The sequence below is a fragment of the Propioniciclava sinopodophylli genome, assembly GCF_004324755.1.
GTDB classification, from domain to species: domain Bacteria; phylum Actinomycetota; class Actinomycetes; order Propionibacteriales; family Propionibacteriaceae; genus Propioniciclava; species Propioniciclava sinopodophylli.
In genome coordinates, this window is record NZ_SDMQ01000002.1 from 164,916 (window position 1) to 179,943 (window position 15,028).

Genomic DNA, 15,028 nt, shown 5'->3' on the forward strand with positions numbered 1-15,028 from the left:
TCGAAGGACGCGCCTCAGGCACCTGCTGCTCAGCGGCCCGACGACCCCGGGCTGGAGTGCCACAGCTTGCGGCCCGGGTCGGCGTACTCCTGGGGGATCGAACGCGGCGACTCACCGGCGGGGGCGACGTCGGTGTAGGGAGACTGCACGAACCCGCTGGGGTGGATGAGCACGCGCCGCTGCCCCATGCCGCCGGCGGCGCCGGCGTGCTCGGTGTCTGCGCGGCGCCGGGCGCGTTCTCCCTGGCTGCCGGCCTCGGCCGGCTCGGCCATGCGTGGGGCGTTGACCTCGGCTGCCCGCGCCGCGAGGTCGGCGTCGATGAGGGCGTGGACCGCCGCCACCGCGGCCCGCTCGTCGCCGGTCGCCTCCAGCGTGGAGCGCCACAGCGCCTCGAGGTGGAGCAGGTCCCAGGCGCCCAGCGCCCGCAACGAGACCCCACGGGCGCCGGTGCGGCGCAGTTCCCCCAGACCGACGAGCAGCCAGGAGTTGAAGACCGTCCGGGCGAAGGGCCCCTGGGCGTCCTCGAAGAAGGTGAGGTCAACCGGGCCGGTGCCGTCGTCGAGGGTGAGGAAGACGACGCGGCGGCCCGACTTCACCGGCGGTGTCTGCGTGGCCACCTTCACCCCGGCCACCAGCAGGCGGCTGCCGCTGCGCCGCTTCATCTGCTGGTCGGACGCCGTCGTGCCGATCGCCTCGATGAAGGCACGGTGGTCCTCCATGACGTGGCGGGTGGCGTCCATGCCCAACACGGCCAGCTCTGCGGCCATCCGCTCCTCGTCGCTCATCTCGGGCAGGCCCGACACCCGCACGTCGCCCGGGATCGCACCCGGGGCGTCCGGTGCGGCGGGCTCGGTGAAGTCGAACGCCACCTGGACGGCCTGGTGCCCCGTCGCGCCGCCGGACCCCAGCCCCCGCGCGCGGCCGTGGGCGCGGGCGTCCACCCGGTCGGCGCGCTCGAGGTCGGCCAGGGTGAGCAGCAGGTCGCGGCGCGTCACCCGCCCGCGCGTGCCCAACCCGCGCGGGCGATCGATGCCGTACAGCGCGTCGAAACCCCCGGCCAGCACGAGGTGCTCGGCCACGTCGGAGCCCGGCCGCGCGCGGTGCCAGAAGTCGACCAGCCCGGAGTACGGCTGCCCGGCGACGATGCGCTCCACCTCGGCGGCGCTGATGTTCTTCACGTCCGTGAGCGCGAGCCGGACGCCCAGGGTGGCCCTTTCGACAGGCTCAGGGAACCGATCGACGGGCCCAGGGACCCGCTCGACCCGGTGGACGTCGCCGGAGGCGTTCACGTCCAGCCCCAGCACCGGGATGCCCATCCGCCGCGCCTCGGCGAGGATGAGCCGCTTGGGGTACATGCCCGGGTCGTGGGTGAGCAGCCCCGAGATGAACGCGGCGCCGTGGTGCCACTTCAGCCATGCCGACTGGTAGGTCGGCAGCGCGAACGCCGCCGCGTGCGCCTTGCAGAACCCGAAGGAGGCGAACGAGACCAGGATCGCCCACACGTCGTCGATGAGCCGCTCGTCGTAGCCGAGCTTGCGCGCGGCCGGGTGGAACCAGCGCTTCACGTCTTCCTGCCCCTCGGGCGAGCCCAGCGCGCGGCGCGCCTCGTCGCCGTAGGCCAGCGAGCAGCCTGTCATCGCCGCGACCACCTTGATCACCTGCTCGTGGAAGACGATCACCCCGCGCGTCTCGGCCAGCGCCGCGCGCAGGTTCGGGTGCGGGTAGACCGCCTCGGCCCAGCCGTTGCGGGCGCGCAGGAACGGCACCACCATCTCGGACTTCACCGGGCCCGGACGGAACAGGCTGATGTCGATGACCAGGTCGTTGAACTCGCTCGGGGAGAACTTGCCGACCAGCTCCCGCTGCCCGGGCGACTCGATCTGGAAGCAGCCGATCGTCTCGGCGCGGCTGATCATCGCGTACACCTCCGGGTCGTCGTAGGGCGCCAGCGCATCGATGTCGACCCGCTCCCCCGTCACGCGCTCGACCTCGGACAGGGCGTGCGCCATCGAGCTCTGCATCCGGATGCCGAGGATGTCGAGCTTGAGCAGCCCCAGGTCCTCGACGTCGTCCTTGTCGAACTGGCTCATCTGGTAGCCGCCGAGCGAGGACTCCACCGGCGTCCGGTCGCCCAGCGTCGCGTCCGACAGGATCACTCCGCACGGGTGCAGCGCCACGTGCCGCGGCAGGCCGTCGAGACCCTCGACCAGCTCGAACAGCACGCGCAGCCGCTCGTCGCCGAGGTTGGCCCGCCGCAGTTCGGGCAGCTCCCGCAGCGCGTGCCGGACGTCGCGCGCCCGGATGTGCGGGAACGACTTCGCGATCTGGTCGATGTCGCCCGGCGGCAGGCTCATCGCGGCCCCCACGTCCCTGATCGCGTGGCGGACGCGGTACGTCTCCAGCATCGCCACGGCGGCGACCCGGTCGGTGCCGAAGTCGGCGAACACCCGGTCGTAGACCTCGAGGCGGCGCGCGGACTCGACGTCGATGTCGATGTCGGGCAGCGCCCTGCGCAGCGGCGACAGGAACCGCTCCATGATCAGGTCGTACCGGATCGGGTCGACCCCCGAGATGCCCAGGCAGTAGTTGACCAGCGAGCCCGCCCCCGACCCGCGCGCCGCGACCCGGATGCCCATCTCCTTCACACTGTCGACCACCTGGGCCACGGTCAGGAAGTAGGCGGCGAACCCCATCTGCCCGATGACGGCCAGCTCCTCGTCCAACCGCTCGACGACGGACGCCGCGGGCGCGGCGTAGCGGGCGGCCAGGCCGGACTCGCAGCGGGCCCGGAGCTCAGCCAGCCCGCCGGGGAACTCGGGCAGGTGGATCTCCCCCAGCCCGATGTCGGCGACCGGGTCGAGGCGGCAGCGCAGCGCCAGGTGCCGGGTGTCGCCGATGAGCCGCGTGGCGTCGCGCCGGCCGGCGAGGCGGGCGACCTCCTCGGCCGTGGCCAGCATCTCCTTGCCGGACTTGAGGTAGCCCTCGGCGTTGCGCCGGTCGACGTTGCGGACGTCCAGCGGCACGAGGCGCCGGGCGGCGTCCAGCACGTCGGCGATCGGGGCGTCCGACTTGCGGGCCATCCGGACCGCGTTGGTGAGGACACCCGTCAGCCCGTGCGCGTCGGCGAAGGCGAGCATGCGCCCGGCCAGGTGCGCCGTCCCCTCCCCGCCGCGGCCCGGGCCGGCCCGCCCGCCGAGGTGGTGGTTGGTGACGCCGACGACGAGCTGGTGCGGCTCGACGACCTCCAGCCAGTCGCCGAGGACGCCCTCGGCCGCCCGCTCGTCGCGCCTGGCCAGCGCGACGCCGAGGTCGGAGTCGGGGCCGAGCACGACGACCGCCTCGTCGCGGTGCTCCCCGACGAGCGCGCGGGTGGTGACCGGCGAGCCCCGGTCGCCGCGGGCGTGCGTGGCGCTGACCAGTCGGCACAGCGACCCCCAACCGGCCCTCGACTCGGCCAGCACGACCGCCCGAGTGCTGCCCCGCTCGGGACGCCGCGGGTCGTTCGCCACCGCCAGGTCGGCGCCCACCACCGGGGCGATGCCGGCCCGCAGGCACGCCTTCGCGAACCGGACCGCCCCGTACAGCCCGTCGCGGTCGGTGAGGGCGAGGGTGTCCATGTCGTGGCCGGCGGCGGCCTCGACGAGCGCGCTGGGGTGGGACGCCCCGTACTGCAGGGAGTACCCGGACGCCACGCGCAGGTGGACGAAGGGGTCAGGCATGGGCGGCCGCCGCGAACGCCTGCGCGTCGCGGACCAGGTCGTCCGCCTCCCGCGTCGTGACCAGGCCGACCGCGCCGGCCTGCACCGCCTCCACCTTGAGCTGGAGCATCGCGAAGTAATCCGCCCACTCGGCCAGCTCGGGAGCGACGCCGGCCAGCACCGCCCAGATGCTGCGCCGCTCCCGCAGCCGCGGACGCCGCCGCGCGAGCACGCCGGCCGCCACGCGCAGCGCGGCCCGGTGGGCGGCGAGGTAGCGGTCGGCCGGGCGCACCGCGTCCTCCGCCGAGGCGAGCGCGGCGGCCACGTCGTCGAAGACCACCTCGGCCGGCACCCAGCGCCCGTTCGACTCGGCGGACATCAGTCCACCACCGCCCGCAGGAACCACGCGTCGCCGGACAGCGGGTGTGCCAGCTCGTAGACCCCCGGCAGCGACGAGCGCCCCGCGCTGGCCAGCACCCGGTAGACCTCGGCCTCGGCGAGCAGGTCGTTGCCCGACCCTTCGGCGGAGCCCCGGGAACCGCCGCCCAGCACCCACCACTGACCGGTCTCGCGCCAGCGGGTCTCAACCCCCAGCACCCGCCAGAGCCGGCGGCGCCAGACGAACTCCACCGGCGCGGGCTCACCGGCCACCTCACCCGACCGCACCGCGATCGGCTCGTCGTAGCGCCGCATGACCACCCCCGGGAGGAACCCTCATTCGAACCTTTGTTCGAAGGGTTCCCCACTCTACGCGCCGCCCCCGACAGTCCGTCAAGACGTGGGTCACCGGCGCCGGTGCACGCTCCCGGGGACCGCATCACCCAGCAGTTGGGAGACCGTCACGAGGGTGAAGCCGCGCTCACGCAGGCCGGCCACGACTCCCGGCACGGCGTCCACCGTCGACGCGTGGATGTCGTGCATCAGCACGATCGAGCCGGCGCGGGCATCCCGCAGGGCGATGCTCGTCGTCTGCTCGGTCGAGCGGTGCTTCCAGTCGAGGGTGTCGACGTCCCAGAGGATGATGGGCAGCCCGGCGACCTCCCGCGTGGTGGCGTCGTAGGAGCCGTACGGCGGCCGGCAGACGGTGGCCCGGACGCCGGCGCCCGCGATCGCTGCCTGCGCGCGCTCGACCTGGGCGCGCTGCCGGTCGGGGCCGAGCTTGGTGAGCTGCCGGTGGTCGTCGGTGTGGTTGCCGACCTCGTGCCCCTCGGCGGCCATCCGGCGCACCAGGTCGGGCGCGACCCGCACCGACGCGCCGAGCGTGAAGAACGTGGCGGGCGCGTCGAGGCTGTCGAGGTCGTCGAGCAGGCGGGCGGTGTGGCGTCCGGGGCCGTCGTCGAAGGTGAGGGCGACGCACTGGGCGACCGTGCAGTCGACGGACGCCGCGGGCGCGGACTTGACGGAGGTCACCGGGGTGGCGGACGGGGAGGCGACCAGGCCGGTGACGTCCTCCCGCACGGCCCAGCCCTGCTCCGAAAGCAGCCCCTCCACCACGGACGGGGCGAGCGTCGCCGTGACCACCCCGTCGCTGAACGACAGCACGGTGCCCTCCGGGATGCGGGCGACGAGCTCGCCGCGGGGGCTGAAGGACAGGTCCTGGAGCAGGCGGTCCCGCACCTCGGCGTTGGTGACGAGTTCCTCCAGCACCTCGCGCCCCTCGGCGCGCAGCGCAGACACGAGGGCGTCCGCCGCGGCGTGGCGCGCGCTCGGCGCGATGAGGTCGCGCGCGTGGAGGGCCTGCCCGGCCGTCCGCTCGCCGTAGTAGACGGCCGAGGATTCGTTGCCCGAGGCGCCGGCGAACTCGTACAGCGACAGCCGGACGCCGACCCACGCGGGCCCGTCCAACACCGTCTCCCACGTGCCCCGGAGCTCGGGCGGGGCCACGTCGGAGGGGGTCGTGTTGGCGAGGAACGCGGCCTCGCTCGCGGCCGACTCCTCGGCGATCAGGGCGGTCAGCGTCGTGGCGCCCGGGACCACCGGCCACTGCACGTGGACGGGCCGGGTCGGGTCGTTACGGGAGAGGGTCTCGACCGTCCAGCGGGGCACCTCCACCGCGATCGCCGACGGCGAGGGGGCGGCCGTGGCCGACACGCTCGGGGACGTCGCGGGAGCGGTCGGCCCGGCCGTGGGGCCCGGGGGCGTGACGGCGCAGCCCGTCAGGGCGAGCGCCAACACGCCCAGGACCACCCCGGCCGGGCGCCGGGTCACTGAGCGCGGAAGGTGTCGTCCATGACGTCCACCCGCGGCGGGCGCAGGATGGAACGGGCGACGTTGCGGAAGTCATGGGTGTCGAGGATGTGCGCCGCCTCCTGGTCGGTCAGGTGGTAAGCGTGCGCCAGCATGCGCACGTGCTCGGTGTAGAAGGCGTGGAGCTTGTCAACGCCCTTGAGGAACTCGAGTGCATCGCTCATCGGAACTCTCCTGAGGGTGCGGGGCGTGCCGGGGTCGGAACACGGTCACCACCCTAGTCGGTACTACCCTGACCCCCATGGAGATGCTTCCCGCCGCGTTCGCGTCCGGTTGGGCCAGCGGGATCAACGCGTGGGCGACGGTGCTCGTCCTCGGCGTCCTGGGCCGGTTCGCCGGCATCGAGGGGATCCCCGCCGGCTTCCAGCGCACCGACGTCCTCGTCATCGTCGGGATCCTGTGCGCGATCGAGCTGGTCGCGGACAAGATCCCCTACATCGACAGCGCGTGGGACACCGTCTCGACCGTCATCCGGCCCATCGCCGGTGCCGCGATCGGCGCCATCTACGCCGGCGCGACCGGCGACCTGGCCACCGTCACGCTGGCGTCCGTCGGCGGCATCACCGCGCTGGTCAGCCACCTCACCAAGGCGGGGCTGCGGCTGGCGGTGAACACCTCGCCCGAACCCTTCACCAACGTGGCCGCCTCGGCCGCCGGCGACGTCGCGGTCACCGGCGTCGCGACGCTGGTGGCGCTGGCGCCCGTCGCCGCCGCCGTCGTCGTGGCGGTGCTGCTGGTGCTGGGCCTGATCGCGCTGTGGGCCATCGCGAGCCGCATCCGCCGGGGCTGGGCCGCGCTCCAGCGCTGGCGCACCCGCGGCCAGACGCCCACCGCCGCCTGACGTGGCGCGCGTCACCGTCCTCGGCCGCACGTTCGCCGGGGTGGCCGCCGCCGTCCGGCTCGCCCGCGTCGGCCACGACGTCACGCTCGTGGAGTCCCCAGGAGAGGCGGACGCCCTGCGCCGCGCCCTCGGCGACACGCTCGGCTTCCCCGCGCCGTGGCGCGACCTGTTCAAGAAGTCCGGACGGCCCGCCACCGGCGCGCTCGGCCTGCACGGGCTCGACCTGGTGCCCGATCCCGACGGCGCCCCCACCGACCGCGGCGACGTCTGGTACGCCGACGTGGACACGCTCGGGGAGCCCGCCGCCCGCGCATGGCGCGACTACGTGGACGCCGCCGACGACACCTGGCAGGCCCTGCGCCCCCTCGGCCTGGAGTCCGAGCTGACCCCCGAGGCCGTCGAGCGCGCCGGCCTGCACCCGCGCCGCAGCCTCGCCCACGAGGCGGCCGGGCTCCCTCACCCCGCCCTGGCCGAGCGCGTCCGCCGCCTCGCGTCCGCGCGCGGGCTCGACCCCGCCGACGTCCCCGCCTGGTGGACGGCCCGGCTCGCCGTGGAGCGCACCTTCGGCCGTTGGCGGCTGCAGGACGCCGACGGGACGCCTCGGCCCGCGTCCGCGCTGGCCGACGTCCTCGACGATCGGCTCGTCGAGCGCGGCGTCCGGGTGGTGGAGACCGCCGGACAGGACGCCGACGCCACGATCGACACCCGGGACCCGGGCGTCCGGTGGCGCCGCCCGCCCCGCTTCGGGCGCCGCGACACGTTCACCGCCCAGCTGCTGGCGCGCCCCGCGCTGCGCGACCCGCGTCGTCCGGACGTGTTCCACGCGTCGGCGTCCAGCCCGGGGGGCGACGAGCCGTGGGCCCAGCTGCTCTCGGGGGCCCTGGCCACCTACGCCGCGCACGCGTTCCTGACGGGCGAGGACATCCGCCCGACGAACAAGGCGCTCGCGCGTTGAGGCGAGGGGGTAAGGTAGGCCTCTGGCCGAAACCAGACAGGACAGGGACCCTCCGCCTTGAACGACTCTGAACTTCTCGCCCACGAACTGGCCCATGAACAGGCCCACGTGGATGCCGTCTACGCACGCCTCGATGAGGCGACCCGGTCGGCCCGCGACGCGGCCCAGACTGGCCGGCAGATCTTCCAGTCGGACCGCCAGACGTGGATGCGCGAGGAGGACGGCACCGCCCTCTTCGAGCGCGACGCCTTCACCTTCCAGGCCGCCAAGCGGCTGGCGGTGCTGGACGCCGAGCACGAGGGCCTGGTCTTCGGCCGCCTCGACCTGGAGGAGCCCGAGGAGCGCGAGGTGCGCTACATCGGCCGCATCGGCGTCCGCGACGAGGACTACGAGCCGCTCGTGATCGACTGGCGCGCCCGCGCCGCCGAGCCGTTCTACCGCGCCACCCCGCAGCAGCCGATGGACGTCGTGCGCCGCCGCGTCCTGCGCTGCCGCAACGACCAGGTCGTCGGCATCGAGGACGACCTGTTGGACGCCGAGTCCAATACCGACGACCTGCCGATCATCGGGGAGGGCGCCCTGATGGCGTCACTGTCGCGCTCGCGCGGCACGCGGATGAAGGACATCGTCGCCACGATCCAGGCCGAGCAGGACCTGGCGATCCGCGCCGACCACGCCGGCGTCACGATCATCAGCGGTGGCCCCGGCACCGGGAAGACCGTCGTGGCGCTGCACCGCGCCGCCTACCTCCTCTACTCCAACCGGCGCCGGTTCGAGCGCGGCGGCATCCTCGTCGTCGGCCCCGGCCCGGTGTTCATGAACTACATCGAGCGCGTGCTGCCCTCCCTCGGCGAGGACTCGGTGGTGCTGCGCGCCATCGGTCAGGTCGCCGGCGACGTCCTGGGCGGTCTGTCGGCCGAACAGGTCGACGACGCGGGCACCGCGGCCGTCAAGGGCAGCCTCCGCATGGTGGGCCTGCTGAAGAATCTCGTGAACCTGCCGCTGGTCGACCCGGGTTCGGACGGCCTGTCGCTCGTCGTCACGGTCAAGGGCAACGTTCTCAAGCTGAACGACGCGCAGCTCTCCCGCATCCGGTCGGGCGTGTTGTCGCACCAGCGGGTGAACCTCGCCCGCGAGTCGGCCGAGAAGGCGCTGGTGAACGCCCTGGCGACCCAGGTGCCCGAGGACGCCGACGTGGACCCCGATGCGGTCCCCGAGCTGATCACCGACTCGGCGGCCTACCGCGACTTCGTGGACGCGTGGTGGCCCCCGCTGTCGGCCCCCGACGTGCTGCGGCGCCTGGGCGACCCGCGGGTCACCGCCAAGGTCGCCGACGGCATCCTGGACGCCGACGAGCAGGCCCTGCTCGCGGCCTCGTACGCCGAGGGCCACGACTGGACGGTCGCCGACATGGCGCTGCTCGACGAGCTGGTCTCCGTGCTCGGCCCCGAGCCGATCGAGGACCACGGCCCCAACCTCTTCATCGAGGGCGGCGAGAACGTCAGCGAGTTCGTAACCACCGCCGACCGGCTGCGCCGCACCATCGAGAACGACCTCACCGACGACCGCCATGAGACGTACGCGCACGTGCTGGTCGACGAGAGCCAGGACATCACGCCGATGCAGTGGCGGATGCTGCGCCGCCGCGGCTCGCAGGCGTCGTGGACCATCGTGGGCGACATCGCGCAGTCGTCCTGGCCGGACCTGGACGAGGTCGGCCGAGCCGTCCGAGACCTGGTCGGCACCGCGCCGCACCGCGAGTTCCGCCTGTCGGTGAACTACCGCTCGCCCGCCGAGGTGTTCGACCTGGCCTCGAAGGTGGTGCAGGTCTCCTACCCGCGGGCCGACCTGCCGCGCGCCGTCCGGTCGACGGGCTTCGACCCGGAGCTGTTGGAGACCTCGTCGTCGGCGCTGGTGAGCGACCTGGTCCGCATCGTCGACCGCCTCACCGACGCCGTGGGCGGCACCGTGGGCATCATCGCGCCGCCCTCGCGCCTGGACGCGCTGAAGCGCCTCCTGCCCCCGCGCCTGGGCACCCGGATGAACACGGCCAACCTCGACCGCGTCCTGTTCGTGACGCCACTGGAGGCCAAGGGCCTGGAGTACGACGCCGTCGTGGTCGTCGCGCCGGACGAGATCGTCGCCGAGTCCCCCGGCGGCGTCCGGGTGCTCTACGTGGCCCTGACCAGGCCCACCCAGCGGCTGGTCACCCTCGACGTCGACGGTCCCGGGGCCTGGCGTCCCGCCCCCTGATCCGCCGCACCGACACCCCGGCCTTGACCGCCGACAGCCCCTACGACGCCCGCGCCACCCCGGGGTCGCGCAACCGCCCCAGGATCTCGACGGTCGCCGTCGAACGGTTCAGCGTGAAGAACTGCAGACCCGGCGCGCCGGCGTCCAGCACGTCGCGGCACAGCTGGGTGATGAGGTCGACGCCCACCTCGCGGAACTTCTCCTTCGAGTCGGCCACCGCCAGCAGCGGCCCGACGACGTCGCGCGGCAGCTCGGCCCCGGACATCGCCCCGAACCGCTCGATCTGGGAGGGGACCGTGATCGGCATGATGCCGGCGACCACGGGCATGGTGCCGCCGAGCGACCGGAAGCGCCCCAGCATCGACACGTAGGCCTGCGGGTCGAAGAACATCTGCGAGACGGCGAACTCGGCTCCGGCCTCCTGCTTGTCCAGCAGGATCCGCGCGTCGAGTTCGGCCGAGCCCTCGGGGTGCGCGTTCGCGAAGGCCGCCACGCCGACGGTGAAGTCGCCGTAGCCCTTGATGAAGCGCACCAGCTCGGTGGCGTTGATGAAGCCGTCCGGGTGCGGCACGAACGCACCGCCGCCGGGAGGGTCGCCCCGCAGCGCCAGGACGTGCGTCACGCCGAGCCGCGCGTAGGCGTCCAGCGCCCGGCGGATCTCGCCCAGCGGCTGCCCAGCCACGGTCAGGTGGCCGATCAGCGGGGTGTCGGTCGTGCCGCGGATCGCACCGACCGCGGAGAAGGTCTTGTAGCGGCTCGCGCCGGTGGCGCCGTAGGTCACCGACAGCCAGTCCGGCCGCAGCCCGCCGAGAGCGTCCACGGTGCCGATGAGCTGCTGGACGCCCGCGTCGTCCGAGGGCGGGAAGAACTCCACGCTGAATGTCGGACCATCGCTGGCGCGCAGTCGGTCGACGATCGTCTCGGGCATGCGGGCTACCCTAGTTCAGGCGCCCCCGAGGGCTCCCGGTAGGCTCGCAGCGTGGTCAGCCTCGTTCCCGCCAACCCCGTCTCCGCCGACTTCCGCGCCGCGGTGTCGGGCGCGATCACGGCGTTCCTCGACGGCCAGGCCGAGACCCTGGCGTCCATCCACCCCGCCACCGCTCCCCTGCTCGAACGCGCCCGCGTCTTCACCGACGGCGGCAAGCGCCTGCGCCCCGCGTTCTGCGCGTGGGCGTACGCCGCGGTCGCCGGCTCCGAGGACCTGCCGGACGCCGTGGTGCGGGCCGCCGCGTCGCTGGACGTGCTGCACGTGTCGGCGCTCATGCACGACGACGTGATGGACGCCTCCGACTACCGCCGCGGCGTCCCGGCCGCCCATCGCCAGTTCGAGGCCGACCACCGCTCCGCGGCGTGGCGCGGCGACCCCGAGCAGTTCGGGCGCGCCGGCGCGATCCTGCTCGGCGACCTGCTGCTCGTCTGGTCGGAGGAGATGTACCGCCGCTCCGGCCTCGGCACCGTGGAACTCGGGCGCGGGCGTCCGCACCTGGAGGCGGTGCGCACCGAGGTGACCGCCGGCCAGTACCTGGACGTGCTCGCGCAGGCCCGCGACCCGCACGCGCTGAGCCGCACCCCCGAGGGCCGCCGGCACCTGACCGAGCTGACCCGCACCGTCGTGACGTGGAAGTCGGCCTCCTACACGATCCGCCGTCCGCTCCTGCTGGGCGCGGCGCTGGCCGGCGGGTCCGACGACCAGCTCGACGCGCTGACCGCGTTCGCCCAGCCGCTGGGCCGCGCGTTCCAGTACCGCGACGACGTGCTGGGCATCTACGGCGACGAGGCGCTCACCGGCAAGGATTCCGGCGAGGACCTCCGCGTCGGCAAGCTCACCCTGCTGGTCGCCGAGGCGTTCGGCCGGGCGTCCGAGGCGGACGCCGCCGAGCTGGCCGGCCTGTTCGGCGACCCGGGGCTGGACGCCGCGGGCGTGGCCCGCGCGCGCGCGATCATCGACTCCTCGGGCGCCACGGGGGCAGTGGAGGAGGAGATCGACCGCGAGTTCGACCGGGCGATGGCCGCCCTGGCGGGGTCCGATCTCAGCGACGACGGCCGCGCGGGCCTGACCGCGTTGGCCCGGCTCGCGGTGCGCCGCGACTTCTGAGCCGGGCCCTACAGGTGCCGCCCGTCCGCGGGCGGGACCAGCTTCGTGTCGAACGTCAGCTGCGGCGACGTGCCGAACGCCGACGCGCTGACGGCCTCCATGCGCTCGTCGGCGTTCCAAGCCTCGCGCAGGATGTCCTTCAGCTGCATCGCTGCCGCCTCGGGGTTGGACGCCCGGGTGATGGCCCCGCCGACAGCCGCGCGCATCGCGCCGCCGCGGATGACGGCCGGGAGCGACTCGATCGTGATGCCGCCCACCGCGAACCACGGCTTGGACTTCGGGTCATGCTGCGGCGCGTGCTCGGCGGCGTGCCGGATCAGCGGCAGGCCGGGGCCCACCACCAGGAAATCGACGTCGGGGTGGGCCAGGGCCGCCTCGGTCTCGGCGGTGCTGTTGCAGCGGCGTCCGATCATCGTCCACTCCCCCACGACCTTGCGGGTGCGGGCGGGATCGGCCTCGTCGTCGGCGAGCACGAAGAGGTCGGGTGACAACGACGCCGCGCGGACGGGGCGCCCGAGGTACGCGGTCAGCCCCTGGGTGGCGCGGGCCGCCTCGGTGATGGCGTCGAGCCCGAGCGCGGCGGTGTCGTCGGCGATGACCTCGGCGAGGTCCTCGTCCAGCATCACGGCGTCGGCTCCGCCGGCGTAGCTGGCACGGGCCAAGGGGCCTGCTGCGTCCGGCTCGTCGGGCAGGATGTGGATCAGGCGGGCGAGCTTCAGCCGGGCGGCAATCCCCATCAATGCGGTCACAGGGCAAGCCTGCCACAACACCGGCGGGTCGGCGCAGGCCGCCATGGCGCGTCTGCCTACACTCAACTCGGGCCTGGCATGCCTCCCTTCCCCGATCCATGCCGGAGATTCGTGTTGACGACAGACCGCAACAGTGGCCTCGTGGGTCACGTGCTCGACGACCGTTACGAGGTCGTCAAGAAGCTTGCGCGCGGGGGCATGGCCACCGTCTACGTCGCCAACGACCTCCGCCTATCGCGCACGGTCGCCATCAAGGTCATGAACGACGGGCTGGGCGACTCCGACGACTTCGCCGCGCGCTTCGACACCGAGGCCCGCGCGGCCGCCCACCTGTCGCACGCCAACGTCGTCAGCGTGTTCGACCAGGGCACGGACGCCGGACGCCCCTACATCGTCATGGAGTACGTGCAGGGCTTCACGCTGCGCCAGCTCATCACCCGCGAGGCACCGATGGACCCCCAACGCGCCATCGAACTGCTCGAGCCCGTGGCGTCCGCCCTGGCGGCCGCCCACGGCGCCGGGCTGATCCACCGCGACATCAAGCCCGAGAACGTGCTCATCTCCGATCGCGGCCAGGTCAAGGTCGCCGACTTCGGCCTCGCCCGCGCGGTGACCGCGCAGTCCAACGCGGCCACGACCGGGCTGGTCATCGGCACCGTCAGCTACATCGCGCCCGAGCTGGTGACCCGCGGCCGCGCTGACGCCCGCTCCGACGTGTACTCGCTCGGCATCGTGCTGTACGAGATGCTGACCGGCCGCAAGCCGCACCAGGGCGAGACGCCGATCCAGGTCGCGTACAGCCACGTGCACAACCAGATCTCGGCCCCGTCGATGGAGGTCTCCACGACGTGGCGCGACGGCCGTGGCGGCATCCCGCCGTACGTCGACGCCCTGGTCACGACCGCTGCCAACCGCGACCGTGCGAACCGGCCGATGGACGCCGGCGTGCTGCTCGGGCACCTCCGCGCCGCCAAGGACGCCCTGGCCCGCGGCGTCGTCGACGACCCGGCCCTCGTGGCGCGCATGCGGCGCACCGAGCCCGAGCCCACCGATGGCGCGACCACGCCCGTGCCGACCATGCCCCCGCGGATGGGCGCCGAGCGCCGGTTCACCCCGGTCACGCCCGTGTCACCGACGTTCGACGTCTCGGTCGACGGGGCGCCGTTCTACAGCGACGGGCCGCTGCCCTACTCCCCGCACTCCCCGCACACGCGGGCGCTGCCCGATCTCACCGGTCCGCAGTCGCCCGTGCCGCCCCCGCGGGTGGCGCGGCCCACGGCGTCCGCCCCGCGCTGGAAGCGCCTCGTGTCGCTGCTGGCCGTGCTCGCGGTGCTGGGCTGTGCGGGCTGGGGCGGCTGGTACCTGTTCGAGGGCCGCTGGACGACCGCGCCCGCGTTGGCCACGCTGACGCAGGACGAGGCCGTCGCCCTCGCGGTCGGCTCCGACGTGCAGGTCGTCTTCCAGCAGGAGTTCTCCGAGGACGTGGAGGCCGGCAAGGTCATCCGCACCGAGCCGGCCGAGGGCGACCGCGTGCTGCGCGACGGGACGATCACGGCCTGGATGTCGCGCGGTCCCGAGCGGTTCGACGTCCCGTCGGTCGTCGAGGAGCCCCGCGCGGACGCCGAGCAGCTCATCACCGGCATGTCACTGTCGGTGGGCGAGGTGGTCGAGCAGTACCACGACACCGTCGCCAGCGGCATCGTGATTTCCCAGGGCACCGAGCCGGGCACGCCCGTCAAGCGAAACACCCCGATCGACATCGTGGTCTCGAAGGGCCCTGCCCCCGTGGCCGTGACGGACTTCGCCGGCAAGCCAGTGGCCGAGCTGCAGGCCTGGGCCAAGGAGAACGCCATCAAGGTCACCCTCGGCGAGGCCAACCACGACACCGTGCCCAAGGGAGCCGTCATCAGCCAGGACCCGCGCGAGGGCCGGCTGCTGCGCGGCGGTGCGCTGTCGGCGACGGTCTCCAAGGGCCCCGTCATGGTGACGATCCCCACCGGGCTGCGCGGCATGGGCGCCGACCAGGCCGCCGCCAAGGTCCGCGCCGCGGGCCTGGAGCCGGTCTTCAAGCGCCTGGTCAACGGCGGCTTCGGCATGGTCCTGAGCGTCGAGCCCGCCGAGGGCGCCTCGGTCCCCAAGGGCTCCCGGGTCACCCTGAACCTCGTCTGACGCCCCTCCGCCGACAGCCCC

At 73.8% G+C, this 15,028-nt stretch carries 11 protein-coding genes and 1 pseudogene; 5 read left to right on the plus strand and 7 right to left on the minus strand.

Annotated elements, in window-relative coordinates:
* Positions 1-29: 29 nt before the first annotated feature.
* The 5 genes from ET989_RS02995 to ET989_RS03015 form a co-directional block, all read right to left on the minus strand.
* Positions 30-3,719 carry a DNA polymerase III subunit alpha gene (locus ET989_RS02995; RefSeq protein ID WP_131167079.1) on the minus strand — a complete coding sequence of 1,230 codons (3,690 nt, stop codon included), beginning with the start codon at positions 3,717-3,719 and terminating at the stop codon, positions 30-32.
* Positions 3,712-4,077, minus strand: a complete 366-nt coding sequence (locus ET989_RS03000) for an SAV_6107 family HEPN domain-containing protein (protein WP_131167080.1) — start codon at positions 4,075-4,077, stop codon at positions 3,712-3,714. The genes ET989_RS02995 and ET989_RS03000 overlap by 8 nt, the downstream gene beginning before the upstream one ends.
* Positions 4,077-4,391, minus strand: a complete 315-nt coding sequence (locus tag ET989_RS03005) for a DUF6504 family protein (protein ID WP_131167081.1) — start codon at positions 4,389-4,391, stop codon at positions 4,077-4,079. The genes ET989_RS03000 and ET989_RS03005 overlap by 1 nt, the downstream gene beginning before the upstream one ends.
* 90 nt (positions 4,392-4,481) lie before the next feature.
* Positions 4,482-5,906 (minus strand): polysaccharide deacetylase family protein, encoded by a 1,425-nt coding sequence (locus tag ET989_RS03010; RefSeq protein WP_131167082.1) that lies wholly within the window; start codon positions 5,904-5,906, stop codon positions 4,482-4,484.
* Positions 5,903-6,109, minus strand: a complete 207-nt coding sequence (locus ET989_RS03015) for a hypothetical protein (protein WP_131167083.1) — start codon at positions 6,107-6,109, stop codon at positions 5,903-5,905. Before ET989_RS03015 ends, ET989_RS03010 begins: the two co-directional genes overlap by 4 nt.
* 77 nt (positions 6,110-6,186) lie before the next feature.
* On the opposite strand from ET989_RS03015, the gene ET989_RS03020 reads away from it, so the two are divergent.
* The 3 genes and pseudogenes from ET989_RS03020 to ET989_RS03030 all read left to right on the plus strand — a co-directional run bounded on the left by ET989_RS03020 (position 6,187) and on the right by ET989_RS03030 (position 9,994).
* A complete protein-coding gene (locus ET989_RS03020; protein WP_131167084.1) occupies positions 6,187-6,786 on the plus strand; it encodes a DUF4126 domain-containing protein in 600 nt (199 codons plus the stop codon).
* A gap of 814 nt (positions 6,787-7,600) precedes the next feature.
* Positions 7,601-7,732: pseudogene (locus ET989_RS15930) on the plus strand (carotenoid dehydrogenase); the annotation flags it as partial.
* Positions 7,733-7,798: 66 nt separating this feature from the next.
* Complete coding sequence (locus ET989_RS03030) at positions 7,799-9,994, plus strand: HelD family protein (RefSeq protein WP_131167086.1); 2,196 nt, start codon at positions 7,799-7,801, stop codon at positions 9,992-9,994.
* 40 nt (positions 9,995-10,034) lie between these two features.
* Here the strand turns inward: ET989_RS03030 and ET989_RS03035 are convergent, their stop codons facing one another.
* Positions 10,035-10,922, minus strand: coding sequence for a methylenetetrahydrofolate reductase (locus ET989_RS03035; RefSeq protein ID WP_131167087.1), 888 nt, complete (start codon positions 10,920-10,922; stop codon positions 10,035-10,037).
* A gap of 51 nt (positions 10,923-10,973) precedes the next feature.
* Between ET989_RS03035 and ET989_RS03040 the strand changes: the two genes are divergently transcribed.
* The gene (locus ET989_RS03040; protein WP_131167088.1) at positions 10,974-12,089 is read left to right on the plus strand and encodes a polyprenyl synthetase family protein; all 1,116 of its coding nucleotides are present in this window, start codon (positions 10,974-10,976) and stop codon (positions 12,087-12,089) included.
* Between the two features lie 8 nt (positions 12,090-12,097).
* Here ET989_RS03040 and ET989_RS03045 read toward each other — a convergent pair whose 3' ends face one another.
* Complete coding sequence (locus ET989_RS03045) at positions 12,098-12,838, minus strand: thiamine phosphate synthase (protein ID WP_165490000.1); 741 nt, start codon at positions 12,836-12,838, stop codon at positions 12,098-12,100.
* 141 nt (positions 12,839-12,979) lie between these two features.
* On the opposite strand from ET989_RS03045, the gene pknB reads away from it, so the two are divergent.
* A complete protein-coding gene (gene pknB / locus ET989_RS03050; RefSeq protein WP_165490001.1) occupies positions 12,980-15,007 on the plus strand; it encodes a Stk1 family PASTA domain-containing Ser/Thr kinase in 2,028 nt (675 codons plus the stop codon).
* The last annotated feature ends 21 nt before the right edge of the window (positions 15,008-15,028 follow it).